The organism is Streptomyces sp. NPDC050704, from assembly GCF_040654355.1.
Lineage (GTDB): Bacteria > Actinomycetota > Actinomycetes > Streptomycetales > Streptomycetaceae > Streptomyces.
Genome location: NZ_JBFAHW010000033.1, coordinates 21454 through 45348, shown reverse-complemented (window position 1 = coordinate 45348; position 23895 = coordinate 21454). Strand labels below are relative to the sequence as shown.

At 70.1% G+C, this 23895-nt stretch carries 18 protein-coding genes; 3 read left to right on the top strand and 15 right to left on the bottom strand.

All coding sequences use genetic code 11. The features are described 5' to 3' along the window. Positions 1 to 62 precede the first annotated feature (62 nt). From AB0I18_RS20705 to AB0I18_RS20665, 9 genes are all read right to left on the bottom strand, one after another. Complete coding sequence (locus AB0I18_RS20705; protein WP_363106990.1) at positions 63 to 2960, bottom strand: AAA family ATPase; 2898 nt, start codon at positions 2958 to 2960, stop codon at positions 63 to 65. A gap of 110 nt (positions 2961 to 3070) precedes the next feature. Beyond that, on the bottom strand, positions 3071 to 3481 hold the full coding sequence (locus AB0I18_RS20700) for an ACT domain-containing protein (RefSeq protein ID WP_363106989.1): 411 nt from the start codon (positions 3479 to 3481) through the stop codon (positions 3071 to 3073). Positions 3482 to 3490: 9 nt separating this feature from the next. After that, positions 3491 to 4084, bottom strand: a complete 594-nt coding sequence (locus AB0I18_RS20695) for a CGNR zinc finger domain-containing protein (RefSeq protein ID WP_363106988.1) — start codon at positions 4082 to 4084, stop codon at positions 3491 to 3493. A 194-nt stretch (positions 4085 to 4278) separates the two neighbouring features. Further along, positions 4279 to 5166: a universal stress protein gene (locus AB0I18_RS20690; protein ID WP_363106987.1), complete on the bottom strand. Its 888-nt coding sequence runs from the start codon at positions 5164 to 5166 to the stop codon at positions 4279 to 4281. Between the two features lie 145 nt (positions 5167 to 5311). Continuing rightward, entirely contained in the window at positions 5312 to 5554 is a 243-nt protein-coding gene (locus AB0I18_RS20685) for a DUF397 domain-containing protein (RefSeq protein WP_030927201.1), read from the bottom strand. An 83-nt stretch (positions 5555 to 5637) separates the two neighbouring features. After that, positions 5638 to 6804, bottom strand: coding sequence for a thiolase domain-containing protein (locus tag AB0I18_RS20680; RefSeq protein ID WP_363107039.1), 1167 nt, complete (start codon positions 6802 to 6804; stop codon positions 5638 to 5640). Between the two features lie 8 nt (positions 6805 to 6812). Beyond that, a complete protein-coding gene (locus tag AB0I18_RS20675) occupies positions 6813 to 7877 on the bottom strand; it encodes a thiolase domain-containing protein (protein ID WP_363106986.1) in 1065 nt (354 codons plus the stop codon). Beyond that, positions 7878 to 8828 carry an OB-fold domain-containing protein gene (locus AB0I18_RS20670; protein ID WP_363106985.1) on the bottom strand — a complete coding sequence of 317 codons (951 nt, stop codon included), beginning with the start codon at positions 8826 to 8828 and terminating at the stop codon, positions 7878 to 7880. A gap of 170 nt (positions 8829 to 8998) precedes the next feature. Then, complete coding sequence (locus AB0I18_RS20665; protein WP_363106984.1) at positions 8999 to 9799, bottom strand: crotonase/enoyl-CoA hydratase family protein; 801 nt, start codon at positions 9797 to 9799, stop codon at positions 8999 to 9001. Between the two features lie 211 nt (positions 9800 to 10010). On the opposite strand from AB0I18_RS20665, the gene AB0I18_RS20660 reads away from it, so the two are divergent. Beyond that, positions 10011 to 11630 (top strand): acyl-CoA synthetase, encoded by a 1620-nt coding sequence (locus AB0I18_RS20660; RefSeq protein ID WP_363106983.1) that lies wholly within the window; start codon positions 10011 to 10013, stop codon positions 11628 to 11630. A 291-nt stretch (positions 11631 to 11921) separates the two neighbouring features. Here AB0I18_RS20660 and AB0I18_RS20655 read toward each other — a convergent pair whose 3' ends face one another. Beyond that, positions 11922 to 12374, bottom strand: a complete 453-nt coding sequence (locus AB0I18_RS20655; RefSeq protein WP_319263119.1) for an Lrp/AsnC family transcriptional regulator — start codon at positions 12372 to 12374, stop codon at positions 11922 to 11924. Between the two features lie 223 nt (positions 12375 to 12597). Here AB0I18_RS20655 and AB0I18_RS20650 point away from each other — a divergent pair, with 223 nt between their 5' ends. Continuing rightward, positions 12598 to 13149, top strand: a complete 552-nt coding sequence (locus tag AB0I18_RS20650) for an OsmC family protein (protein WP_363106982.1) — start codon at positions 12598 to 12600, stop codon at positions 13147 to 13149. Between the two features lie 156 nt (positions 13150 to 13305). On the opposite strand, the gene AB0I18_RS20645 is transcribed toward AB0I18_RS20650, so the two are convergent. The 3 genes from AB0I18_RS20645 to AB0I18_RS20635 all read right to left on the bottom strand — a co-directional run bounded on the left by AB0I18_RS20645 (position 13306) and on the right by AB0I18_RS20635 (position 18500). After that, entirely contained in the window at positions 13306 to 14487 is a 1182-nt protein-coding gene (locus AB0I18_RS20645; protein WP_363106981.1) for a MalY/PatB family protein, read from the bottom strand. Positions 14488 to 14790: 303 nt separating this feature from the next. Beyond that, positions 14791 to 16821, bottom strand: a complete 2031-nt coding sequence (locus AB0I18_RS20640; RefSeq protein ID WP_363106980.1) for a sulfatase-like hydrolase/transferase — start codon at positions 16819 to 16821, stop codon at positions 14791 to 14793. 107 nt (positions 16822 to 16928) lie between these two features. Then, complete coding sequence (locus AB0I18_RS20635) at positions 16929 to 18500, bottom strand: acyl-CoA synthetase (protein ID WP_363106979.1); 1572 nt, start codon at positions 18498 to 18500, stop codon at positions 16929 to 16931. 142 nt (positions 18501 to 18642) lie between these two features. Here AB0I18_RS20635 and AB0I18_RS20630 point away from each other — a divergent pair, with 142 nt between their 5' ends. Continuing rightward, a complete protein-coding gene (locus tag AB0I18_RS20630) occupies positions 18643 to 21081 on the top strand; it encodes a penicillin acylase family protein (protein WP_363106978.1) in 2439 nt (812 codons plus the stop codon). Positions 21082 to 21185: 104 nt separating this feature from the next. On the opposite strand, the gene AB0I18_RS20625 is transcribed toward AB0I18_RS20630, so the two are convergent. Both AB0I18_RS20625 and AB0I18_RS20620 read right to left on the bottom strand, forming a co-directional pair. Continuing rightward, complete coding sequence (locus tag AB0I18_RS20625; RefSeq protein WP_363106977.1) at positions 21186 to 22736, bottom strand: acyl-CoA synthetase; 1551 nt, start codon at positions 22734 to 22736, stop codon at positions 21186 to 21188. Beyond that, positions 22733 to 23842 (bottom strand): nitronate monooxygenase family protein, encoded by a 1110-nt coding sequence (locus tag AB0I18_RS20620; RefSeq protein WP_363106976.1) that lies wholly within the window; start codon positions 23840 to 23842, stop codon positions 22733 to 22735. The genes AB0I18_RS20625 and AB0I18_RS20620 overlap by 4 nt, the downstream gene beginning before the upstream one ends. Between the last annotated feature and the right edge of the window lie 53 nt (positions 23843 to 23895).

Below are 23895 nucleotides of genomic sequence, written 5' to 3'. Positions count from 1 at the left end.
GTGGGCCTACACGTGTTGGCCTTCGTCCGTCAGGCCCACGCCCATCAGCCCACGCCCGTCGGCTAAGCTCCCGGCCCCGCTCCCTCCCCCAGTGCCGCCCCCAGACCGGCCCGGTCCGTCCCCACCTTTCGGTACACCGCCGACAGGAGGCGCACCACCGTCACCTCGTCGGTGCGCAGTTCCTCGGCGATCTCCAGCGTGGTGCGGCCGCGCACGGAAAGTGCCGCGACCGTGCGTTCGCGGGCGGTGAGCGTATCCGTCTCGGTGCTGTGGAGGCGGCGCGGCCGCAGCCCGGCGGCGGCCAGTTCGTCGCGGGCGGCCTCGACCAGGCCGTCGGCACCGCACTGCACCGCCGCGTCGAGCCCCCGGTAGAGGTGCTCGGCGGCTTCCTGCGGGCGGCCGGTGCGGCGCAGCTCGGCGCCGAGAGCGACCAGGGCGCACGCGAGTTCGCTTGCGGCCGGAGAGCGTTCCAGATGACCGACGGACTCTTCCAGGAGTTTGAGGCGGGTCGAACCGGAGGAGACGTCGGCCGCGGCACGCAGTGCCTGGCCGATCGCCGACGGCGCGCCGAACTGCCGGGCCCGGCTCACGGCTTCGAGCGCCGTGCCGACGGCCCGCTCCGGGGCGTCATGGCTCTCGGCGCGAGCGAGATGGAGTTGCCACGGACACCAGGAGGGGTTGCGCATGCCCCGCGGGTCGAGGCGGCGTCCGGCGGCGGCGAGCTCGGCCGCCGCGTCCTTCGCCAGCCCCTTGGCCAGCAGCAACTCGCCGTGCACGGTCTGGGCGTCGGGAAAGACGACGGCGGCGGGGAAGGGTTCCCCGAAGGCGTAGTCCTCGGCGGTCTGCGCGGCCTCGGTGAGCCGGCCGCGGGCGAGCAGGACCTCGATGAGGATGCCGACCGCGTACCAGTGGGCGGGCGTGCCCGGTCCGACGCGCTCGGCGAGCCGGAGCCCGGCCCGCACGAAGTCCTCAGCCTCGGCGAGACGGCCACGGCGGAAGCGTACGTACGCGAGGAGGGTGTAGGCGAAGGACAGGTGCGCCCCGTGCCAGCCCTGCCGCTCGAAGTCGGAGATCCCGGCGGCGAACAGCTCTTCCGTGCGTCCGGGCCGGTCCGCGTACATGAAGGTGAGGGCGACCAGGACGGGCACCTCGAAGCCGCGGTCGGCCTCAGCCCAGCAGAGGCCGCCGGCCAGGGCGCGTTCGGCATGCCCGACCACGACGTGGGCGGGTTCCCCGCGCAGGGTAGCGTCCCAGGCGCGCAGGCCGATCACATAGCGTTCGGTGAGGTCGCGGCCGGTGAGCCGGTCGGCGAGCCGGGTCAGGCGGCGTGAGCGGGCCGGCGAGTCGGGTTCGTCGGCCCGGAAGGCGTCCCACATGAACTGCTCGGACTGCATGCGCAGCCGCACGCGCACGTCACCGGTCATCCTGATCTCGCGGGCGAGCGTGTCGGAGGCCTCGCCGAGGCGGTCGGTGTGGGCGAGGACCTGGGAGAGCCGGTACACGATGTTGTGCCGCAACTCGGGGTCGGCGATGGGCTCTTCGAGGGCGGCCCGCAGATGGTTGACGGTGGTCGCCGGTTCCGTGAGCAGGGAGGCGGAGCCGAGTTCGTACAGGACGGCGGCCCGGTCCTCGAAGGGCGGGGGTTCGCGCAGGGCGCGGGCGAGGTAGCGGCGGGCCGCGTCGGGGGCTCCGGCCCTGAGGGTCTCGCGGGCGGCGGCGCGCAGTTGCTGGACGACCCAGGTGTCGCCGTCGGGGTGGGTCTCCAGCAGGTGTCGGGCGGCGGCGGACGGGCCGAGGCCCTCGTTGACGACGCACCAGGCGGCCTGGCCGTGCAGGGCTACGCGTACGCCGCCGGGGATGGCCCGGTAGACGGCGGTGGCGATGAGCGGGTGGACGAATTCCAGGGCGTCGGCGCCGGTGAGGATGCGGGCGCCGCGTAGTTTGTCCGCGGCGTCGACGGCCTCCTCGTGGCCCAGTCCGGCGACGGAGGCGGCGAGCAGCGGTGGGATCTCGGTGCCGAGGACGGCGCAGGCCCAGGCGAAGCGGACGGTGGAGGTGCCCAGGCGTTCGAGGCGGGCGACGAGTCCGCTGCCCTTGACCGCGGCGGCCAGGTCGCGCAGCAGATGCGCGCCGGCCTCGGTCGGGACCAGACCGCGGTCGCGTACCTTCGCGGTGAGTTCGACCGCCTCGAACGGGTTGCCCGCGGTGACGGCCCAGCATTCGCGGCAGAACGCGTCGTCGGCCTGGGTGCCGAGCGATTCGCGCACCAGCCGGGCGACGGCGGTGGCGCTCAACGGCTCCAGGGCGATGGGGCGCCCGCCTGCCCGGCCGGGCAGGCTCCTGAACGACTCGGCGTGGTCCGGGAGTTCGTCGGGACGGTAGGCGACGACGAGCAGCAGCGGCAGTTCCTCGGCGCGGGGTGCGAACGCGGCGAGCCAGCGCAGTGACTCGGGATCGGCCCAGTGCGCGTCGTCGAGGACGAGGACCATCGGGGCGCGCTGCACCGCGAGGTGCGTGAGCACCCAGTCGAGGCCGTCGCGCAGGCCCTGTTGGTCGGGTGGCGCGCCTTCGGCGATGGCGCACAGGCCGAGTGCGGGTCCGACGATGTCGTACCAACTGCCCAGCGTGGTACGGAGTTCGGCCTCGGGGACACCGGCGAGCTGGGGCTGCAGAAGCTGGCGTGCGACATGGAAGGCGACGCCCTGCTCCTGGTCGCCGCCGCGCGCGGACAGGACGGTGCAGCCTTTGGCGGCGGCGCGTCGGCGTATCTCGGCGAGGAGACCGGTCTTGCCGATTCCGGCGTGTCCGGCGAAGGCGAGAAGGGCGCCGCGCGGCCGGTCGGGTGGCCCGGAGCCGTCCTTGCGGAGTCCGGTGACATCGCTCAACGCCTCGTCCGCAGCGGCGAGTTCACTCTCGCGTTCGAAGAGTGTCCGTCGGCTCCGTGCGCTGCCCTGCCTCATGGTGCACCCCCTGCCACGGTGGTGCGGCCGGCGCGGGGAGCGGGTGCGCACCGTGACCTACAGGCAGCTCAGCGTACGCCCGGAGCGAGCGCCGCGGACCCGTCCGACCGCTACTGCCCGGCGCGGTCGGCCAGTTGTTCCAGCACGGCCACGGCCTCGGCGGCCCGTTCGTGCGGCACGAAGAGGTGGTCGTGGTGGAAGCCCGCGACGACGTTGCAGCTCAGGCCTGCTTCGGCGAGCGCCCGTGCGACGGCGGCGGTGAGGCCGACGGCGTCCAGCGCCGAGTGGATGCGCAGGGTGATCCAGCCCGCCACGTAGTCGTACGTCAGGCGTGCGGCGTCGGCGTCCTCCTGCTGCACGACGAGTGTGAGGCCCTCGTCCTCGACGACCGTGACGACCGGTGCGAGTCCGGGCGGCGCCGTGCTGCCGGGGACGGTGACGAAGACGAAGCGGCCGGGGTGCAGGGCCGGTTGCATGCCGTTCAACAGTCGACCGAGGTCGCGTTCCGCGCTTGCGCTCATAGGCGGAGGTTATGCCGTTTTCTTGTGCCGTTCGTGGTGGCGGGCGACACGGGCGCGGTTGCCGCACGAGGGTTTGCACCATTCCTGGCGCGGGTGGTCCTTGAGGAAGTAGCGCACACAGCGCGGCGCGTGGCAGGCGCGCAACCGCTGCCGGTCGGGGCTCGCGAGGAAGGCGATGGCGGCGCGGGCGAGGGTCGCGGTGAGTTCGGCTCCGCCCTGCACGGGTTCCTGGCGTACGACGGGGTCGGCGCCCTCGGCCCACGACAGTACGGGGACGGTCGGGGCCAGCGCCGCCCGGATGTTGAGCCGCTCGACGGCATCCGGTACGGGCATCAGCCCGGCCGCGTCGGCCGGGCTCGGCTCACCGGGGCGCACGGCTCGGGCGAACAGGGCGCGGACGGCGGTACGTACGTCGCGTACCGCGGCCAGCTCGGTGTCGTCGGCCTCGAACCCGTCGGCGCCGGTTACCGGATGCTCGCGCACCCACGCGGTGAGGCCCGCCGGAGTGGTGAGGTCGTCCGCGACTCCGCCGTGGCCGTCGTGGCGGATGGTCAGGGCGAGGTCCAGGGCGAGCCGTGCGTCCGAATCGATCGAGGCGTTCACGAGCTAATGATACGGCCGATCGTATCCATTAATGCAGGAGCATATTGGCGAGCGTGTTCAGGAACGCGTGGACGGAGAGTGTCCGTGGCGGGTCTGAGTCACCTGCCGCGACGGCCGCGCGGGCGCGCCGGTCGGCTCCCCTCACCACTGGGCCCGGCTTTCCCCGTTGTCGACCGTCGCCGAGCGCTGCGAGCTCAGCGTTCCTCGCCGTCGGGCGGCACCACCGCGACGGGGCTCGCCGCGTGCAGCAGTACCGCCTGGGTGACCGAGCCCATCATGCGGGCGGGCGCGAGCAGCCGTCGGCGGTGGCGGCCGACCACGACGAGCTCGGCGCCCTCGGAGGCCGCGACGAGATGACCGGCCGCGTCGCCGGGCAGCACGTACAGCTCGACGCGGGTCCCGGGATGCCGCTCGGTGTGCGGGGCGACAAAGCCGTCGGCCAGCGTTCTGGTCTCGGCCTCGATGGCGTCCTGGTCGACGACCGGGGCCGGGACGAAGTCGCCGGCCTGTACGGGCCAGGGGTATGCCGCGGCGACCTGGACACGCGCGTCGCGCCGGGCGGCCTCGGCGAACGCGAAGGCCAGGGCGTCCTCGTTCGGGCTGTCCGTGTGCAGGCCGACGACCACGCGCGGGCCGGGTCCGACGAGTTCGGAGTCGTGCACCTCGCGTCCGGGCCGGGGCACCACGACGACAGGACACTCCGCGTCGCGTGCGGCGGCCAGTCCGTTCGAGCCGAGCAGCAGGCTCGCGAAACCGCCGCGGCCACGGGATCCGAACACCATCAGCTGAGCGTCGGAGCCGAGACCGGAGAGCACGGCGGTGGGCGCGCCGTCCAGTGCGGCGTACTCCGTCACCGGCAGGTCGGCCCGGCCCTCCAGCCGACCGCACACCTGTGCGAGCACCTGGTCCGGCTCCGGTCGCACCGCGGCGAGGATCTCGGGACGCGCCCAAGCCGCGTACTCCCGCACATGGACCACCCGCAGTGGCGCCTCGCGCCTACGAGCCGCGTCGAGGGCCCACTCCAGGGCGCGCAGGCTGTCGTCCGATCCGTCGACCGCCGAGATGACCGGCAGGGTACTCATGGAATCCTCGCCTCCGGAACGCTGTCTTCTCTTTCCTGGGGCCAGCCTCGCTCAGGCGTGGCCCCAGGAACGGATCGAAGATCGCGTGTCCGGAAAAAGGAAAGGAAAACACCCCTGTTGTCGGCTCAGGGTTCCCCAGGCCCTTTCATGTGAGGTCGAACTCCCCCTCCCGCGCCCCTGACACGAACGCGCCCCACTCCGCGGGCGTGAAGATCAAGGAGGGGCTTTCCGGGCGGCCACTGTTGCGCATCGCGATGAAGCCCTCGACAAAGGCGATCTGGACATCCCCAAGCCCTCGACTGCTGGAGTGCCAGTCGGCAGTGCTGAGGTCAAGCTCCGGTTTGTCCCAGCCCGCGAGCGGGTGCTGCTGGATGGTGCTCTCGGCCACGTCCGTGCTCCTCCCGGTTCGTCGTCCGCGGCCAGCCTAGCTTTCGGTCACTGCCCCGCACAGGCCACGTGAGGGGGACAGCTTCAGGAGGCCGGCGGCACCGCTCCGACCAGCCACATCGAGAAAAACTGGGACCCGCCGCCATAAGCGTGCCCAAGGACCCGGCGGGCGCCGTCGACCTGGTGCTCTCCGGCCTGTCCACGCACCTGAAGTGCGGCTTCGGCGAACCGGATCATGCCGGAGGCCCCGATCGGGTTGGTGGACAGCACCCCGCCCGACATGTTCACCGGAAGATCACCGTCCAGCTCCGTGACCCCGGCCTCGGTGAGTTTCCAGCCCTCGCCCTCGTCGGCGAAGCCCAGGTTCTCCAGCCACATGGGCTCGTACCAGGAGAACGGAACGTACATCTCCACCGCGTCGATCTCGCGGCGCGGATCCGCGATGCCCGCCTGTCGGTACACGTCGGCCGCGCAGTCCTTTCCGGCCTGCGGCGACACGCAGTCCTTGCCCGCGAACATGGTCGGCTCGGAGCGCATCGCGCCGCCGTGCATCCAGGCGGGCGGCCGCGGTGAACGGGCCGCTCCCGCACGGTCGGTGAGGATCATCGCGCACGCGCCGTCCGAGGAGGGGCAGGTCTCCGAGTAGCGGATGGGGTCCCAGAGCATGGGTGACGCCTGGACCTTCTCCAGGGTGATGTCGTGCTCGTGCAGGTGCGCGTACGGGTTCTTGAGCGCGTTGCGGCGGTCCTTGTACGCGACCAGGGAGCCGACCGTGTCGGGGGCGCCGGTGCGCCGCATGTACGCGCGCACATGCGGGGCGAAGAAGCCGCCCGCCCCGGCCAGCAGGGGCTGCTGGAAGGGGATCGGCAGGGACAGGCCCCACATGGCGTTCGACTCGGACTGCTTCTCGTACGCGAGGGTCAGGACGGTGCCGTGGACACGGCCCGCGATCAGGTTCGAGGCGACGAGGGCGGTGGAACCGCCGACGGAGCCCGCGGTGTGCACGCGCAGCATCGGTTTGCCGACCGCGCCGAGCGCGTCGGCGAGGTACAGCTCGGGCATCATGACGCCCTCGAAGAAGTCGGGCGCCTTGCCGATGACGACGGCGTCGATGTCCGCCCACGTCAACTCGGCGTCCGCGAGCGCGCGTTGAGCGGCCTCCCGGACGAGTCCCGCGATCGATACGTCCCTTCGCGCCGCGACGTGCTTGGTCTGGCCGATGCCGACGACGGCCACGGGCTCCTTGCTCATCGTGGTACTCATCGCGGGTCTCCCTCCAGTACGGCGACCAGGTTCTGTTGCAGACAGGGACCCGACGTGGCGTGCGCGAGCGCGCGGTCGGACTCGCCGCGCCCGATCCGGGCGGCCGCCTCGCCGATACGGATGAGGCCCGCGGCCATCATGGGATTGGCGGCGAGCGGTCCGCCCGAGGGGTTGACGTCGACCTTGCCGTCCAGCCGCAGGGCCTTGCGCAGAACGACCTCCTGGGAGGTGAACGGGGCGTGCAACTCGGCGGTGTCCACGGGCCGTTCGAAAGCTCCGGCGTTCTCCGCTGCCAGCCGTGTGGACGGCGAGTCGGTCAGGTCCCGCACGCCCAGGCTGTGTGCCTCGATGCGGTGGTCGATGCCCCGGATCCAGGCGGGCCGCTCGCACAGTTCGCGGGCCCGCTCCCCCGCCGCCAGGATCACGGCGGCCGCCCCGTCGCCGATGGGCGGGCAGTCACCGGTACGGAGGGGTTGTACGGCGTAGTCGCCGCGCGGCACCGAACCCCTGAGCTGGGCATGGGAGTTGGCCGTCGCCGACTCACGGCTGCGGGCCGCGACGGCGGCCAGGGCCGGCTCGTCCGTGTCGCCCGCGTCGATCAGCGCCTGCGCCTGAAGAGCGGCCAGGGCTACGGAATCCGGCCACAGGGGCGCCACGTAGTACGGGTCGAGCTGCCGGGTCAGCACGTCACGCAGGGAACCGGGCGAGGACTTGCCGAACCCGTACACGAGCGCGGTGTCGGCCTCGCCGGTCAGCAGCTTCGTCCACGCCTCGTACAGGGCCCACGCCCCGTCCATCTCCACGTGCGACTCGGAGATCGGCGGCCAGGCCCCGACCCCGTCGAGCGCCATCGTGAAGGAGAAGGCGCGGCCCGCGAGATAGTCGGTGGAGCCGGAGCAGGTGAAGCCGATGTCGCTGGTCTTCAGGCCGGTACTCGCCAGGACCTCGTGCAGGACGGGCATGAGCATCTCCACCTCGGAGAGCTCGTCGGTGGTGCGCAGATGGTCGGTCTGCGCGAAGGCGACGACGGCGATGTCCCTCAGCGGCCGCGGCGCGGGCATCTACACCAGCTCCTTGTACGTGTCGTAGTCCGCGTCGGGTTCGCCGGTGGGCCGGTAGTGGTCGGGGTAGCGGCCCCCGTCCGTCCACACCGGCTCCACGCGCAGACCCATCCGCACCTGGTCGTAGGGGATGCCGGCGATGCGGCCGTGCAGGGCGAGGTCGGCGCCGTCCAGGGCGATGTGCCCGTAGACGTAGGGCACTTCGATGTCGAGGTTCTTCGCCTTGATGTTGACGATGCAGTACGTGGTGAGGGTGCCGCGGGGTCCCACCTCGACCTGTTCCGACGTGGCCACACCGCAGGTGGGGCAGGCGCCCCTCGGCGGGACGTACACCTTGCGGCAGGACGGGCAGCGCTCACCGACGGCCCGCCGCTCGGCGAGGGCGTTGATGTATCCGGACGCGGCCCGGCCGGGCGAGTAGGTGTAGTCGAGCCGGGCGGGGGCGACGATGCCCGTCACGGGTTCCTCGAACTGGCCGTCGTGGCCGGTGAGTTCGGGGGCTTCGGGGATACCGCCCTCGTACGGTTCAAAGCAGGCGATGTCCGTGATGGCGCCCGAGCGTTCCCCGGCCCAGCGGATACGGACCCGCATCCCGGTGTGCACGGCGTCGGGCCCGGAGGCGTCGAGAGCGTGCAGGAGTGCGGTGTCGGCACCGTCCAGCTTCACCAGAACCCAGGCGAATGGTGTATCCAAGGGCTGCCCCCGACGGGGTTCGTGATTCCACGCCCAGGTGGTGACAGTCCCGGTGGAGGCGACTTCCACAAGGTCACGAAGATCTTCGGAGGTGACGGGGTCGTACTCGACGGGCGGCACGAGCGTCCGCCCGTCAACGGTCTTGACTCCAAGCACGACACGCTCGCGCAGCCCGGTGAGGAACGCACTCTGCACGGGACCGAGAGAACGAGTGAAGGGAAACTCGACGACTAGGGGTGCTTTGAGGACTTCAGGCACGGGATCTCCTCGCAGGACAGGTGGCCGCGCCCCGAGAGGGCGCGGGACTGTGAAACATGCGGCTGCGACCGGCGCCCCCTAAGGGGCGCGGGGCTGTGACATATGCGGCTCCGCCGCGTGGGCGCGACCAGCCACAACGGACCCGCAGCTACGAACCGGTCCAGCGGAGCTCACTCCCGCCGATACACAGGCGGGCGCTTCTCCGCAAAGGCCCTCGAGCCCTCCTTGGCGTCAGCCGTATCGAAGATCGGCCACCCCCGCTTCAGCTCGGCGGCAAGCCCATCGGCCTCGGTCATCTCAGCGGTCTCGTACACGGACGCCTTGACCGCCTCAACAGCCAGCGGCCCACACGCATTGATCTGCTCGGCGATCGCGAGAGCCTTCTCCAGAGCCGTCCCGTCGGGCACGACATGCCCGACCAGCCCGATACCGGCGGCCTCCCGCGCCGAGTACGGACGCCCGGTGAGCAGCATTTCCAACGCATGCGTACGCGGAATCTGCCGCTGAAGCCGCACCGTCGAACCACCGATCGGAAACAGCCCCCGCTTCACCTCGAAGAGCCCGAACGTGGCGGACTCCCCCGCGACCCGGATATCGGTCCCCTGGAGGATCTCGGTACCGCCGGCCACACAGTGGCCTTCGACCGCGGCGAGCACGGGTTTGCGCGGCCGGTGATGGCGCAACATCGCCTTCCAGTGCAGATCGGGGTCGGCCGTGAGGCGGTCCCGGTACTGCTGGCCCTCCATCCCCTTGCCCGCCAGGGCCTTGAGGTCCATGCCCGCACAGAACGCGCCGCCCGCGCCGGTCAGGACGATCGAGCGGATGGTGTCGTCCTCGTCGGCCTCGACCCAGCCGTCGTACAGACCGACCAGCATCGGCAGCGAGAGCGCGTTCTTGGCCTCGGGCCTGTTGAGCGTGAGCACCAGTGTGGCGCCTTCGCGCTGCACGGTGAGGTGTTCCGTCCCACCCATTGCCGTCCTCCCGTCTCAGGAACGAGAACAGGTTGCAGGAGGCGCGGAAGCAGTTCAAGGGTTTTCTGACAGTCAGTCAGATTTCTTCTGCGCGGACCCTTCACAGTTGTGGCGGGCTTTGCTCTGATGACCGGCGAAGCGATGGACACGCACGTGCCGAAGCGATGGACGCACGTCTCTCTGTCGAGGGTTGCCGGGGTCAGGAGGAGCGGTGGAGTACAACCTTGCCGACCTGTTCGAGTCGGTCGTCGACGTGGTCCCCGACCGCGAGGCACTCGTGTACATCGACCACCCCGGCACGGGCGCGGAACGCCGCCTCACGTACGCGGAACTGGACGCGGCGGCCAACCGCGTCGCCCACCACCTGATCGACAGCGGCATCCGCCCCGGCGAGCATCTCGGGCTGCACCTCTACAACGGCATCGAGTACCTGCAGACCGTGCTGGGGTGCATCAAGGCGCGGATCGTGCCGGTCAACGTCAACTACCGCTATGTGGAAGAGGAGTTGATCTACCTCTACCGGGACGCGGACCTGGTGGCGCTGGTCTTCGACGCGGAGTTCACCGAGCGGGTGGCGGCCGCGCTGCCGCGGGCCTCGGCGCTGCGGCATCTCGTACGCGTGGGGGCGCCGGCACCCGACGCGCCCGCGCTGCCGGTGGTGGCCTTCACTGATGCCGAGGCCTCCGGATCACCCGAGCGTGGTTTTCCGCCGCGCTCGGCCGACGACCAGTTCATCATCTACACCGGCGGCACGACCGGCATGCCCAAGGGCGTGATGTGGCGTCAGGAGGACCTGTTCTTCTCCGGGTTGGGTGGTGGCGCCCCGACCGGTGAGCCGGTGAAGAAGCCGGAGGAGCTCGCCGAGCGGGTCGCGGCGGGCGGCGACGGGATCACCTTCTTCCCCACGCCTCCGCTGATGCACGGCACCTCCACGCTGACCTCGTTCATCGGCTTCAACTTCGGCCAACGCGTCGTGATCCACCGCAAGTTCGTGCCCGAAGAGGTCCTGCGGACGATCGAGAAGGAGAAGGTCACCAGCGTGTCGTTGGTCGGCGACGCGATGCTGCGCCCGCTGATCGACGCGCTCAACGGGCCCATGAAGGACATCGACCGCTCTTCCCTGTTCAGCGTCTCGTCGTCCGGCGCGATCATGTCGGAGACGGTGCGTGAGCAGTTCCAGGCACTCGTGCCGAACGTGATGCTGCTCAACAACTTCGGCTCCTCGGAGTCGGGCTTCAACGGCACGGCGACGGCGGACTCGGGTCCCGGCCGCGGCTTCCGGATCTCCGTCAACTCCCGTACGCAGGTGGTGGACCCCGCGACGTACGAGCCGGTCGCCGTAGGTGAGCCGGGCCGCGTCGCCCAGCGCGGCCACGTGCCGCTGGGCTACTACAACGACCCGAAAAAGACCGCCGAGACCTTCTTCCAGAAGGACGGCGAGCGGTGGGTACTGCTCGGCGACATGGCGACCGTCGACGAGGAGGGCATCGTCACCGTCCTCGGCCGCGGCTCGCAGTGCATCAACACCGGTGGCGAGAAGGTCTATCCGGAAGAGGTCGAGCAGGCGCTGAAGTCCCATCCGGACGTGTACGACGCGCTGGTGGCCGGGGTGCCCGACGAGAAGTGGGGCAACCATGTAGCGGCCGTGGTGCAGCTGCGCGAAGGGGCGGGCCGGCCGTCCCTGGACGACATCCAGACCCACTGCCGCACACATCTCGCCGGGTACAAGATCCCGCGCCAGCTGGTGATCACGGACACCATCCAGCGGTCACCGAGCGGCAAGGCGGACTACCGGTGGGCGCGCTCGGTGGCGGCGGACGCCGCGCGCTAGCTCCGTACTTCGCGGGTGGCTGAGTCGGGTGGAGTCGCTGCCTGGCCGTGTCCGGTCCTGGGCTGGTCGTGTTGACCGGGCGTGACGAAGTCTTCCCGGTCCCCGCGGCTGCGGACGGTGTGCCCGCGCATGGAATGTGTGGTCACCTCCGTGGTGGAAAGCGTCCGGGCGCTCTGCAGTCACCCACCTTTGATGGCCGACTCGGCGCCTGCCGTCTGGATTCGACTTCGCCATCACCGGCGACCGCGGTTGGCCCGCCTACGACGCCCGGCGGGGTGGCGGGGCGTCGTCTCAGGTGGGGAGTGGGCGCGCCTCGACGATCTGTTTCATGACGATGGTGGAGGTCAGTTTCTGTACACCTGGCAGCCTGGTCAGTTGCCCTTCGTAGAGCTTCCGGTAGTCGGCGAGATCGACGGCCACGACGTGCAGAAGGCAATCGGGATCGCCGAAAAGGCGTTGTGCCTGCAGAACGTTGGGAATTGCGGCGACGGCCTCGTCGAAGGCCGCCAGCGTCGACTGATCCTCCCGCTGCAGCGTCACGAAGACCAGCGCTTCGAAGCCGAGTCCCATCGCCTCCGGATCCAGCACTGCCTTGTATCCGCGAATCACGCCTGCGCGCTCGAGCTCGCGCAGCCGCCGCTGGCAACGCGAGATGCTCAGCCGGACCTTCTCCGACAGTTCCGTGATCGTCTGGCGACCGTCCTTCTGCAGCTCCGCAAGAATTTCGCGATCCACCCGGTCAATGGGCAACTCTCTCCCCAATCTGCCTGGCTGCCAGCAAAGATGGCAAAAATATAGCGGCCGATCCCGCCTAACCTCGTCTTAGAGAGTCAGCGCGGTCGACTGCTCCTTCAGGGGCGAAGTGTGCGCCGCGCCGCGACACATTTCTCAGTCCTGAGTGGCGATCCGATGGCTGCGGCCATCGCTCACCCCTGACCGCCCACGCCAATCGGAGGAACCAGTACTGATGTCCGTAGTCAACGAGATCGACGTAAAGGCTCTGCAGGAGACCATCGACGCCGTTCGGGCCACTCCCGAGCTCGGCCAGGTCACCTTCGCTGTCGACGGTACGTGGCAGGGCGGTTTCCGGATCAAGGCACAGACCGGCGCCCTGACGCAGGGCGGTGAGCGCGACGAGCAGCGTGTGGCGAAGTACACGATGACCAGCGACGAGCCGACCGCGCTGCTGGGCACCGACACCGCGGTCTCGCCCGCGGAGTACGTTCTGCAGGCGCTGGCAGGCTGCTACACCGTCACACTCACCGCCAACGCCGCCTCGCGCGGCATCGAGCTCAAGAGCTTCCGGCTGGAGCTCGAAGGCGACATCGACCTGCGCGGGTTCCTCGGTATCGACACCGCGATCCGTCCGGGCGTGCAGCATCTGCGCGCTCGCGTCCACATCGAGGCCCCTGATGCCACCCGCGAGCAGCTCGAAGAGCTGATCTCCCTCGTCGAGAGCCGTTCGCCGATCCGCGACACCCTCGTCAACCCGGTCGACGTCGTCACCACGCTTGTCTGAGCACGCGCCAGCCCGGACGCCCGAACTGTAAAGGACCCCCCGCCTGGATGGGGCCCCCTCCTGGGGCATCGGGGAGCTCGTCAGTGAGACCAAGAGTGGCCGAAGGCGGATCGCATGGGCCGGCCCACCCATCACGTCGTTTTCGAGTCGGCGGGCTCACAGTACGGAGGCCATCCTGCGGACCCCTTCGGTCAGGATTTCCGGGGAGGTGGCCAGGTTCATACGGACAAACCCCGCTCCGCCCGGCCCGAAGGCCGTCCCGGAGTTGAGGGCGATCCGGCCTCGTTCCAGGAAGACGGCCGCCGGGTCGTTGCCAAGGGCCAGTTTCCGGCAGTCCAGCCAGGCCAGGTAGGTGGCCTGGCCTGGGCGGCAGCGCACGGCGGGCAGGTGGGTGGACAGTAGATCGCCGAGCAGATGACGGTTTTCGTCCAGTCCGGCCAGCAGGCTGTCGAGCCAGGCACCGCCCTCCCGTAGGGCCGCGGTGTGGGCGATGACGCCGACGTGGCTGGGGCCGTGACTGACTTCCTCGGGGAGGCGGGCCAGGTCGTCGGCGGCCTCGGGGCCGGCGATGGCGAGGGCGGCTTTGAGACCGGCCAGGTTCCATGCCTTGGAGGCGGACATCACCGACAGGCCGTTCTCCGCGCCCGGCACGCTCAGGTAAGGAACGAAGGAGGTTCCGGCAGCCATGATGGGAGCGTGGATCTCGTCCGCCACGACGCGCACGGCGTACCTGCGCGCAAGCTCGGCAACATCGCTCAGTTCAGTGGCGGTGTGTACGGTGCCGGTCGGATTGTGCGGACTGCACAGCAGATACACCGGCCGCCCGCCGCGACCGGTGGCTTTCTGGAATGCGACCTCCAGGGTGGTCAGGTCGATCCGCCCTTCCTCGGTCAGCGGCGCCTCGACAACCGGCCGGCCGTCGTTGCGGATGAACTGGTAGAAGGGCGGATACACAGGGCAGTTGACCACGACGGGGTCCCCGCGGCCGGAGACCAACTTGAGCATCTCGACGATGCCCAGCATCACGTCGGGGACGATCGCCGTCCGTTCAACAGCCAGGTCGTCCCAGTCCCAACGTCGCACGGCGAAGTCCGCGAACGCCTCGGCATAGGCGGTTCCGGCCGGATACCCGGTATCTCCGCGCTCCACCGCACTGTGGATGGCTCGTGCTACGGGCTCGGCGACCGGCACGTCCATCTCCGCCACCCACAGTGGCAATACGTCGTCCTGGTACGTCGTCCACTTCATACTCGTGCGCTGCCGCAGCTGCTCCAGAGACAGCTGCCGCAGTGGGTTCACGCCGCGAGTTCCGGTGAGGTCCTTCAATGAGTCATCCATGAAGCGAAAATAGACCGCATGTCGCGCGCATTGTTTGCCTATCTTGTGCTATCCGCCTTCGGAGCGGCAAAGAGTCACCGGTGTGGATTGCGAATCAGCAAGAAAGTTGCGCCCGCCGGTTGCGGCTCTCGCTCTGGGTCTCCCGCTCGACGCAGTGATCCTCCCGAGCATGGGCTGTCTCGATGCCGCCGTCCTCCATCGCCCGCTCCCCGGCCCAGCGATCCACCGCGCGGTCAGACGCTTCTCCACCACGGAGGTGACCGCACATTCCCTGCGCGGGCGCACCGTGGGCTGCACGGTGTCCTACGGACTGGGCTTCGAGCCGTACGCGGTCAGGAAGCGGTCGCGGAAGGAGTCCATCCGCCAGACCGGGGCCGTCGGGTCGGGCTTGAGGCCGTCCGTCCAGTTCCAGTCGTCGATCTTGTCCAGTACGGACTTGTCGTGGGCGACGATCGAGACCGGCACGTCCCGGCTGGCGTTGTTGCCGCTGACCTTGGCCATGGGCTGGTGATCGCCGAGGAAGACGAGCACGGTGTCCTTGTTGCCGTACTTCACCAGGTAGTCGATGAGGCTGGTCACCGAGTACTGGATGGACTTTCCGTACTCCTCCTTCGCCTTGTCGGAGTTGTAGAAGACGTCGGAGGGGTCCTTGCCCGCCTTCTCGATGTCCTTGTAGAGCGAGCCGTTGCCGACCTGGTCCCAGGGGACCGTCTCGGGCAGCGGCGCCCAGGGCTGGTGGCTGGAGGTCAGGATGATCTGCGACATCAGCGGCTTGTCCTGCTTCTTGCCGTGCTCCAGCCGCTCGAAGGCCGACAGGGCGTACTGGTCGGGCATGGTGGACCAGCTGAACTTGGGGCCCTGGTAGCCGAGTTCCCGGGAGTCGTAGACCTCGTCGAAGCCGTAGAAATTGCCCTCCGGCCAGTTCTTCTGGACGCCCGGCATGATGCCCACCGTCCGCCAGGCGCCGGTGCGCTTGAAGGCGCCGGGGAGGGTCAGGTGCTCGCCCGCGGTGACGGTGCGGTAGCGGTTCTGGTTGTTGATCCACAGGCCCGACAGGAAGGTGGAGTGGCCGAGCCAGCTGCTGCCGCCGTACGTCGCCGAGGTGAGCCAGCCGCTCTTCGCGGCGAACCCGGCCTTGACCAGCTCCTCGTTCTTGGCCGTGAGCGTCGCGTCGACGCCCGGCGCGATGTCCTCGTCCTCGACCGCGCTGCGCCCGTAACTCTCGATGAAGGTGAAGATGACGTCCTTGCCGCGCAGGTCCGTGAGCAGTTCGTCGCCCGGGGTGTTGCCGAAGGTGTCCTTCTTGGCCTCCTTGGCGAACGCCGCCTCGTCCTTGATCGTGGCCTGCACCCGGTGCAGGCGGTCCTCGACGAGGGCGAACGTGCTCCTGGCCGCGATCGGCGAGCCGGTGCCGAGCTGCAGGCCCAGCGCCGCGCAGGTCACCCAGACGGTCCCGGCCACCAGCGTGACACGGCTCGCCACGTCCCGGTTCCGGACCATGACGTTGCTCACCCGGAGCACCGCCAGGGTCATCAGGGCGAGCACGAGGAGAACGAGGACGACGACCCCGATCACGGCGCCGATCGCGGCGCCGTTGCCCATCGAGTCCTTCATGTACGCCTGGGCGTCGTCGAAGAGGACCCAGTCGAGGACCACGTTGAATCCCCGGCCGAGGAACATGTTGAACCCGATGTCGAGGAGAGTCAGGAGCGTCAGCAGGCCGAGCCCCAGGCCGGCGAGGCACGCCATCACCAACCGCGGTCGGCGCGGCAGGACGAACAGGACAGCGGCGCCGAGCACCGCCTCCACCGGGATGCGTACGAACAGGCCGGGCCGGAACTTCTCGAGCGAGGTCGGCATGAGCAGCGCGAAGCACACGAGCGCGAGGGACAGGGCCGTGACCGCCCACCCCACGTTCCGTACCGCGACCGGGTGCCGGTCCCGCCACTTGCGGGCGGCGGCGGAAGTGTCGGGTTCGTCGAGGGCCGGGGCCGGGGCCTCGGCCGAGCCGTCACTCTCGGAGGCGTTCTTCTCTGACACCACCTCTTCGGAACCGGTGATCTCCTCAGCCGCGGGGCTGCCCTCGGAGGGTGTGCTGCCCTCGCCCGCGAGAGCCTCGGGAGCCTCATCGGACGCGGTGCTGTCCTCGGCCGCAGGAGCCTTCGGCGACCCTGCGTCCGCCTCGGCAGCAGGGCTTTCGTCAGGGGCCGCGCCCGCCTCCACAGCGGGGCTTTCGTCGGACGTGGCCGTCGGAGGGGCCTCCGGCGTCGCGTTCTCCTCCGGGGTTGTCCGGTCCGTGTCCGGCAGGTGGTGAGAGCTCGTGGTGCGCGACAACCCGAAGGTCCTTCCTTGCGAAACCCGGTGGCGACACGGCGGACCGGGCTCGGGACAGACCGAGCCGCCGTTATCTGCCCTCTGTACGGCTCACCGGCGGTTTTCGTTCAATCGCCGGGATTTCCCTCATCGGGGCTTCCTGCATCCGAGCTTCCCTCATCGGGGCCGCCCGCACGAGAACTCTCCCCGAACCGGTCCCTCAGTTCCCGCTTGAGGATCTTCCCACTGGCGTTGCGCGGCAACTCGTCCACGAACAGCACCCGTTTCGGCGCCTTGAAGTGGGCGAGCTTCTCGCGGGCGTGGGCGACGAGCTCGTCCTCGCCGACCTCACCGCGGGGGACGACGACCGCGGTCACCGCCTCGATCCACCGCTCGTCGGGGAGCCCGATCACCGCGACCTCCGCCACCTCGGCATGTGTGTAGAGCGCGTCCTCGACCTGCCGAGAGGCGACCAGCACGCCTCCGGAGTTGATGACGTCCTTCACCCGGTCGACGACGGTGAAGTACCCCTCGGCGTCCCGCACCACGAGATCACCGGAGTGGAACCAGCCGTCCCGGAAGGCGTCGGCCGTCTCCTCCGGCTTGTCCCAGTAGCCCTCGCACAGCTGCGGCGAACGGTAGACGACTTCGCCCGGCGTCCCGTCGGGCACGTCCTTGCCGTCCTCGTCGACCACCCGCGCGTCCACGAACAGCACCGGGCGCCCGCAGGAGTCCAGCCGCTTCTTCCGGTGCTCGCGGGGCGCGAGGACCATGGACAGGGGGCCGATCTCGCTCTGGCCGAAACAGTTGTAGAAGGCCAGCTTCGGGAGCCTTTCGCGCAGCCGCTCCAGCACGGGCACCGGCATGATCGACGCCCCGTAGTACGCCTTGCGCAGCCCGCTCAGGTCACGGGTCGCGAAGTCGGGGCGGTTCGACAGACCGATCCACACGGTGGGCGGCGCGAAGAAGCTGTCCGCCCGGCCGGCCTCGATCAGGTCGAAGAGCTGCTCGGCGTCGGGCGCGTCGAGGATCGTGTTGCGGGCGCCGACCGCGAGATACGGCAGCAGGAAGACGTGCATCTGGGCCGAGTGGTAGAGCGGCAGCGAGTGCACGGGCAGGTCACCCGCGCTCAGGTCCAGGGCGGTGATCGCGCTCAGGTACTCGTGCACCAGCGCGCGGTGCGTCATCATCGCGCCCTTGGGCAGGGCCGTCGTACCCGAGGTGTACAGCAGCTGCACCAGGTCCTCGGTGCGCGGCTCGGGTCCGTCGTACGCGGGCGTCGAGGCCAGCCGCGCGAGCAGCGAGTCGTCGGCGTCCCGCAGCGGCACCACCCGTACGCCGTCGGGGAGCTGACCGGCGAGGTCCGGGTCGGCCAGGACCAGGGTGCTGCCGGACTGGCCGACGATGTACGCGAGGTCGTCGCCGGTCAGGTTCTGGTTGACCGGCACGTGCACGAGTCCGGCCCGGGCGCAGGCCAGGAAGCCGATGAGGTACGCGTCCGAGTTGTGGCCGTAGGCGCCGACTCGGTCACCGGGGGCCAGGCCCGAGGAGCTCAGCACCTGGGCCGCGCGGGACACGGCCTCGTCGAGTTCGGCGTACGTCCAGGAGCGCTCGCGGTAGGTGACCGCGACGCGTGCGGGGGTGCGCCGGGCGCTGCGCCGCAGCACCCCGTCAACCGTGCTGCCGTGTCCAGGCGTCATGACACGTGATCCTCGTTCCGACCCGCGAGCGCGGTCAAGTCGCACGCAGGACGGACGAGGAGGCCAGGACCGAGGCACCGCCATGGTGCATACCGATTGGTACGCTCAACTGCTCCTTCCCTCAATGACGTTGGGAGGCACGATGCGCATCCGCCTGAGACAGCTCGTCGTCACGGCCGTCGCTCTGGCCACCGCCGCGGCCACGCTGCCCGCGGCCGCGGCTCAGGGCCAGCACCGGCAGCAACAGCAGGAACGTCCCTCGCACGGCGGTCTGTCCGCTGTTGTCCGCTATACCGAGTACGGCATTCCGCACATCGTCGCGAAGGGCTACGCGAACCTCGGCTTCGGTACCGGCTGGGCGCAGGCCGCCGACCAGGTGTGCACGCTCGCCGACGGCTTCGTGACCGTACGCGGCGAACGTTCCCGCTTCTTCGGCCCCGACGCGGCGCCCGACTTCTCGCTCTCGTCGGCCGCCAAGAACCTCTCCAGCGACCTGTACTTCCGCGGTGTGCGGGAGGCCGGCACCGTGGAGAAGCTCCTCGCCCAGCCCGCGCCCCAGGGGCCGAGCCGTCAGGCGAAGGAGCTGATGCGCGGCTGGGCGGCCGGCTACAACGCCTGGCTGCGGCAGAAGAAGATCACCGATCCGGCGTGCAAGGGTGCCGCCTGGGTGCGTCCGGTGACCCCGCTCGACGTGGCGGCGCGCGGTTTCGCCCTGGCCGTGCTGGGCGGCCAGGGCCGCGGTGTGGACGGCATCACGGGCGCGCAGCCGCCGACGGGCGCTGCCTCCACGGCCGCTACGGCTTCCACGGCCTCTCCGGCGCCGGACGCCCAGGACACCGCACGGGCCGCACGCGAGCTCCTCGCGTCGAACTCCTCCGACATGGGTTCCAACGCGGTCGCCTTCAACGGCGACACGACGGCCAACGGACGCGGTCTGCTCCTGGGCAACCCGCACTACCCGTGGCAGGGCGGCCGCCGCTTCTGGCAGTCCCAGCAGACGATCCCCGGTGAACTCAACGTCTCCGGCGGCTCGTTGCTCGGTACGGCCACGATATCCATCGGCCACAACGCCCGGGTGGCGTGGAGTCACACCGTCGCCACGGGCGTCCCTCTCAACCTCCACCAGCTGACGCTCGATCCGGCCGACCCCACCACCTACCTGGTGGACGGCAAGCCGGAGCGCATGACGAAGCGGACCGTGACGGTCGCCGTGAAGGACGGCACACCCGTGACCCGGACGCAGTGGTGGACGCGGTACGGCCCGGTCGTCACATCCCTCGGCGCCCAGCTCCCGCTGCCCTGGACCACGACCACGGCGTACGCGCTCAACGACCCCAACTCCCGCAACCTGCGCGCCTCCGACACCGCGCTCGGCTTCAGCAGGGCGCGTGGCACCGGCGACGTCCTCAGGTCCCTGGAGCGGACACAGGGTCTGCCGTGGGTCAACACGGTCGCCGCCGACTCCGGCGGGCACTCGCTGTTCACCCAGTCTCAGGTACTCCCCCGGATCACCGACGAGTTGGCCCAGCGCTGCTCGACGGCGCTCGGCAAGGTCACGCACCCGTCGTCCGGTCTCGCGATCCTGGACGGTTCGAAGGGCTCCTGCGCGCTGGGCAGGGACGACGACGCCCTGCAACCGGGCATCTTCGGCCCGTCGAAGATGCCGACCCTGAAGGACGCGCCGTACGCGGAGAACTCCAACGACAGCGCCTGGCTGGCCAACGCCGACCGGCCGCTGACGGGCTACGAGCGCGTCTTCGGCTCGATCGGCACGCAGCGCTCCCTGCGCACCCGGGGCGCGATCGAGGACGTGGCCGCCATGGCCGAGCGCGGCGATCTGACCGTGCGGGACCTCCAGCGGCAGCAGTTCGCGAACCGGGTGCCGGCCGGCGATCTCGCGGCCGACGACGCGGCCCGCGCCTGTGCCGCGCTCCCGGGAGGCACGGCAACGGGCAGTGACGGCACCGCAGTTGATGTCACCGAGGCCTGCGGTGCGCTCAAGGCCTGGGACCACTCCATGGACACCGACAGCCGGGGCGCGCTGCTCTTCGACCGCTTCTGGCGGAAGCTGATCACCGCGGTGCCGGCGGCCCAGCTGTGGAAGGTGCCGTTCTCGGCGGCGGACCCGGTGCGCACCCCGAACACGCTGAACACGGACGCGCCCGGTTTCGCGAGGGCTCTCGCCGACACCGTCACCGAACTGCGCGCGGCCGGGATCGCCCCGGACGCGAAGCTCGGCGCGAACCAGTTCGTCGTACGCGGCGGTCAGCGCATCCCCGTCTCGGGCGGTACGGAGTCGCTCGGGGTGTGGAACAAGATCGAGCCGGTCTGGAACGCGGCGGCCGGCGGCTACCCGGAGGTCACCACCGGGTCGAGCTACCTCCAGGCCGTCGGCTGGGACGGCAGTCGCTGCCCGGTGGCCCGTACGCTCCTCACGTACTCCCAGTCGTCGAATCCGAACTCGGCCCACTTCGCCGACCAGACGCGGCTGTTCTCGGCCGAGAAGTGGGTGACGTCCCGCTTCTGCGAGAAGGACATCCTCTCCTCACCGGCGCTGAAGGTGGTGCGGGTGCACGAGTGAGCGCGTGAGCGGGCAAGTCCTTGCGGTCCCGCCCCACATAGGGCGGGACCACATTGCCGTGGCTCCGGCGACGAGTGCAGGGGACGGGACACACGCGGGCGCTCTCACACGGGGCGGGTGCGGCCCTCCCAGTACGGGTCCCGCAGCCGCCGCTTGTACAGCTTCCCGTTGGGATCGCGCGGCATCGTCTCGATGAAGTCGACGCTCTTGGGCCGCTTGTAGCCGGCCAGCTGCCGCTCGCAGTGGTCGAGGATCTCGGCGGCCAGGGCCTCGCCCGGTTCGAATCCGGGGGCGGGTTCGACGACGGCCTTGACCGCCTCGCCCCAGTCGTCGTGCGGAATCCCGAAGGCGGCGGCGTCCGCGACGGCGGGGTGGGTGAGCAGCGCGGCCTCGATCTCGGCGGGGTAGATGTTGACCCCGCCCGAGATGATCATGTCGATCTTGCGGTCGCGGAGGAAGAGGTAGCCGTCCTCGTCGAGATACCCCAGGTCACCGACGGTGAAGAAGTCGCCGATGCGGTTCTTCTTCGTCTTGGTCTCATCCTTGTGGTACGAGAATCCGCCCGTGTTCATCTTCATGTAGACGGTGCCCAGCTCACCGGCCGGCAGCTTGTTCCCGTCGTCGTCGAAGACGGCGAGCTCGCTGATGGGCCAGGCCTTGCCGACCGTGCCGGGCTTCTTCAGCCAATCCCCCGCCGTGGCGAAGGCGCCACCGCCCTCGCTGGCCGCGTAGTACTCTTCGACGCTGTCACCCCACCACTCGATCATGGCCCGTTTCACGTGGTCGGGGCAGGGCGCGGCGCCGTGGATGGCGTGCCGCATCGACGACACGTCGTACGCCGCCCTCGTCGCCTCCGGCAGTGCGAGCAGGCGGTGGAACTGGGTCGGGACCATGTGCGTGTGCGTGCACTTGTGGGTGTCGATGAGGCGGAGCATCTCCTCGGGCGTCCACTTGTCCATCAGCACCAGCCGGTGGCCGATGTGCAGGGACGCGCCCGCGAACTGGAGGACCGCCGTGTGGTAGAGCGGCGAGCAGACGAGATGCACGTTGTCGTCGAACGGCTTGATGCCGAAGATGCCGAGGAAGCCGCCGAGGTACGCCTCCTCGGGAGGCTTGCCGGGCAGGGGGCGCCGGATGCCGCGCGGGCGGCCCGTGGTGCCCGAGGTGTAGTTCATGACCCAGCCGAGGGTGCGGTCCTCGGGCGCCGACCCGGGCTGCCCGTCGAGGAGTTCGGCGTACGGCCGGAAGCCCTCGACCGCACCGACCGCGTACCGCCGCTCGCCCGGCAGCTTTGCCTCGTCGGCCGCGTGGCGTGCCGCGTCGGCGAACCGCTCGTGTGCGATGAGCACCTTGGCACCCGAGTCGGAGACGATCCAGGCGATCTCGGGGCCGACCAGGTGATGGTTGACGGGCACGAGGTAGAAGCCGGCCTGTGAGGCGGCGAGGTAGGCGGTGAGGAACTCGACGCTGTTGGGCAGCACGACGGCGAAGGCGTCACCGCGTTCGAGCCCGGCGGCGCGCAGCCCGTGCACCAGCCGGTTGGCCTCGGCGTGCAGCCGGCCGGCGGTCCACTCCTCGCCGTCGGGTGCGATGAGGACCCCGCGCTCGGGGTCGGCGGTGGCCTGGGCCCAGAATCCGATGGGGGGCTGAGTCACTCCTGGCTCCTTCCGGCGATCCGGTTGACGCGGTCGACGGCCTCCTCGAAACCGCGTGTGAGGTCGTCGAAGACCTCCTGGACGCTGCGTTCGCTGTTCATCCGGCCGACGATCTGCCCGACGGGCGTGCCGAGCAGCGGTTCCACCTCGTACTTCTGGATCCGTGAGACCGCCTCGGCGACCAGCAGCCCCTGCAGGGGCATGGGGAGCGTGCCGGGTCCGTTCGGGTCGTCCCAGGCGTCGGTCCATTCGGTACGCAACTGCCGTGCGGGTTTGCCGGTCAGCGCGCGCGAGCGGACCGTGTCGCCGGATTCGGCCGCCAGGAGCTTCCGGGTCAGGGCGCGTGAGTGCATGTCGGCCTCGGTGGTGGTCAGCCAGAGGGAGCCGAGCCAGACGCCTTGGGCGCCGAGGGCGAGCGCGGCGGCGATCTGCCGTCCGCTGCCGATGCCGCCGGCCGCGAGCACCGGCAGCGGGCCGACGGCGTCGACGACTTCGGGCGTGAGCACCATCGAGGCGATCTCACCGGTGTGGCCGCCCGCCTCGTAGCCCTGCGCGACGACGATGTCGATGCCCGCCTCCGCGTGCTTGCGGGCGTGCCGGGCGCTGCCGGCGAGCGCGGCGACGAGCACGTCCTGCTCGTGGGCGCGCTTGATGACGTCGGCGGGCGGTGAGCCGAGCGCGTTGGCGAGCAGCTTGATCGGGTAGTCGAAGGCGACGTCCAGTTGGTTGCGGGCGACCTGCTCCATCCAGCCGGTGATGCGCCAGCCGGAGGCCTCGCCCTCGGCGAGGTCGGGCACGCCGTACTTGGCGAGGGTGTCCGTGACGTACCGGCGGTGCGCCTCCGGGATCATCGCCTCCACGTCCGCCTCGGTCACCCCCTCGACCTTCTTGGCGGGCATCACGACGTCCAGCCCGTACGGCCTGCCGTCGACGTTCGCCTCGATCCAGTCGAGGTCGCGTTTGAGGTCGTCGGGGGCGGTGTAGCGGACCGCACCGAGCACACCGAATCCACCGGCGCGGCTGATGGCAGCGGCCACGGCGGGGAACGGCGTGAAGCCGAAGAGGGCGTGCTCGACTCCCAGTTTCTTGCTCAGTTCCGTCTGCATGGGCGCAGAATGCCGCAGTCCTCCGGACGAGGGAAGACCTTTTCTGATGCTCC

Excerpts from the sequence above, each read along its gene's own strand:
- AB0I18_RS20650 (WP_363106982.1), top strand. The coding sequence starts at position 12,598 with ATGTCCGTAGTCAACGAGATCGACGTAAAGGCTCTGCAGGAGACCATC.
- AB0I18_RS20690 (WP_363106987.1), bottom strand. The coding sequence starts at position 5,166 with ATGAGTACCCTGCCGGTCATCTCGGCGGTCGACGGATCGGACGACAGC.
- AB0I18_RS20680 (WP_363107039.1), bottom strand. The coding sequence starts at position 6,804 with ATGAGCAAGGAGCCCGTGGCCGTCGTCGGCATCGGCCAGACCAAGCAC.
- AB0I18_RS20645 (WP_363106981.1), bottom strand. The coding sequence starts at position 14,487 with ATGGATGACTCATTGAAGGACCTCACCGGAACTCGCGGCGTGAACCCA.
- AB0I18_RS20675 (WP_363106986.1), bottom strand. The coding sequence starts at position 7,877 with ATGCCCGCGCCGCGGCCGCTGAGGGACATCGCCGTCGTCGCCTTCGCG.
- AB0I18_RS20705 (WP_363106990.1), bottom strand. The coding sequence starts at position 2,960 with ATGAGGCAGGGCAGCGCACGGAGCCGACGGACACTCTTCGAACGCGAG.
- AB0I18_RS20665 (WP_363106984.1), bottom strand. The coding sequence starts at position 9,799 with ATGGGTGGGACGGAACACCTCACCGTGCAGCGCGAAGGCGCCACACTG.
- AB0I18_RS20700 (WP_363106989.1), bottom strand. The coding sequence starts at position 3,481 with ATGAGCGCAAGCGCGGAACGCGACCTCGGTCGACTGTTGAACGGCATG.
- AB0I18_RS20630 (WP_363106978.1), top strand. The coding sequence starts at position 18,643 with ATGCGCATCCGCCTGAGACAGCTCGTCGTCACGGCCGTCGCTCTGGCC.
- AB0I18_RS20635 (WP_363106979.1), bottom strand. The coding sequence starts at position 18,500 with ATGACGCCTGGACACGGCAGCACGGTTGACGGGGTGCTGCGGCGCAGC.
- AB0I18_RS20620 (WP_363106976.1), bottom strand. The coding sequence starts at position 23,842 with ATGCAGACGGAACTGAGCAAGAAACTGGGAGTCGAGCACGCCCTCTTC.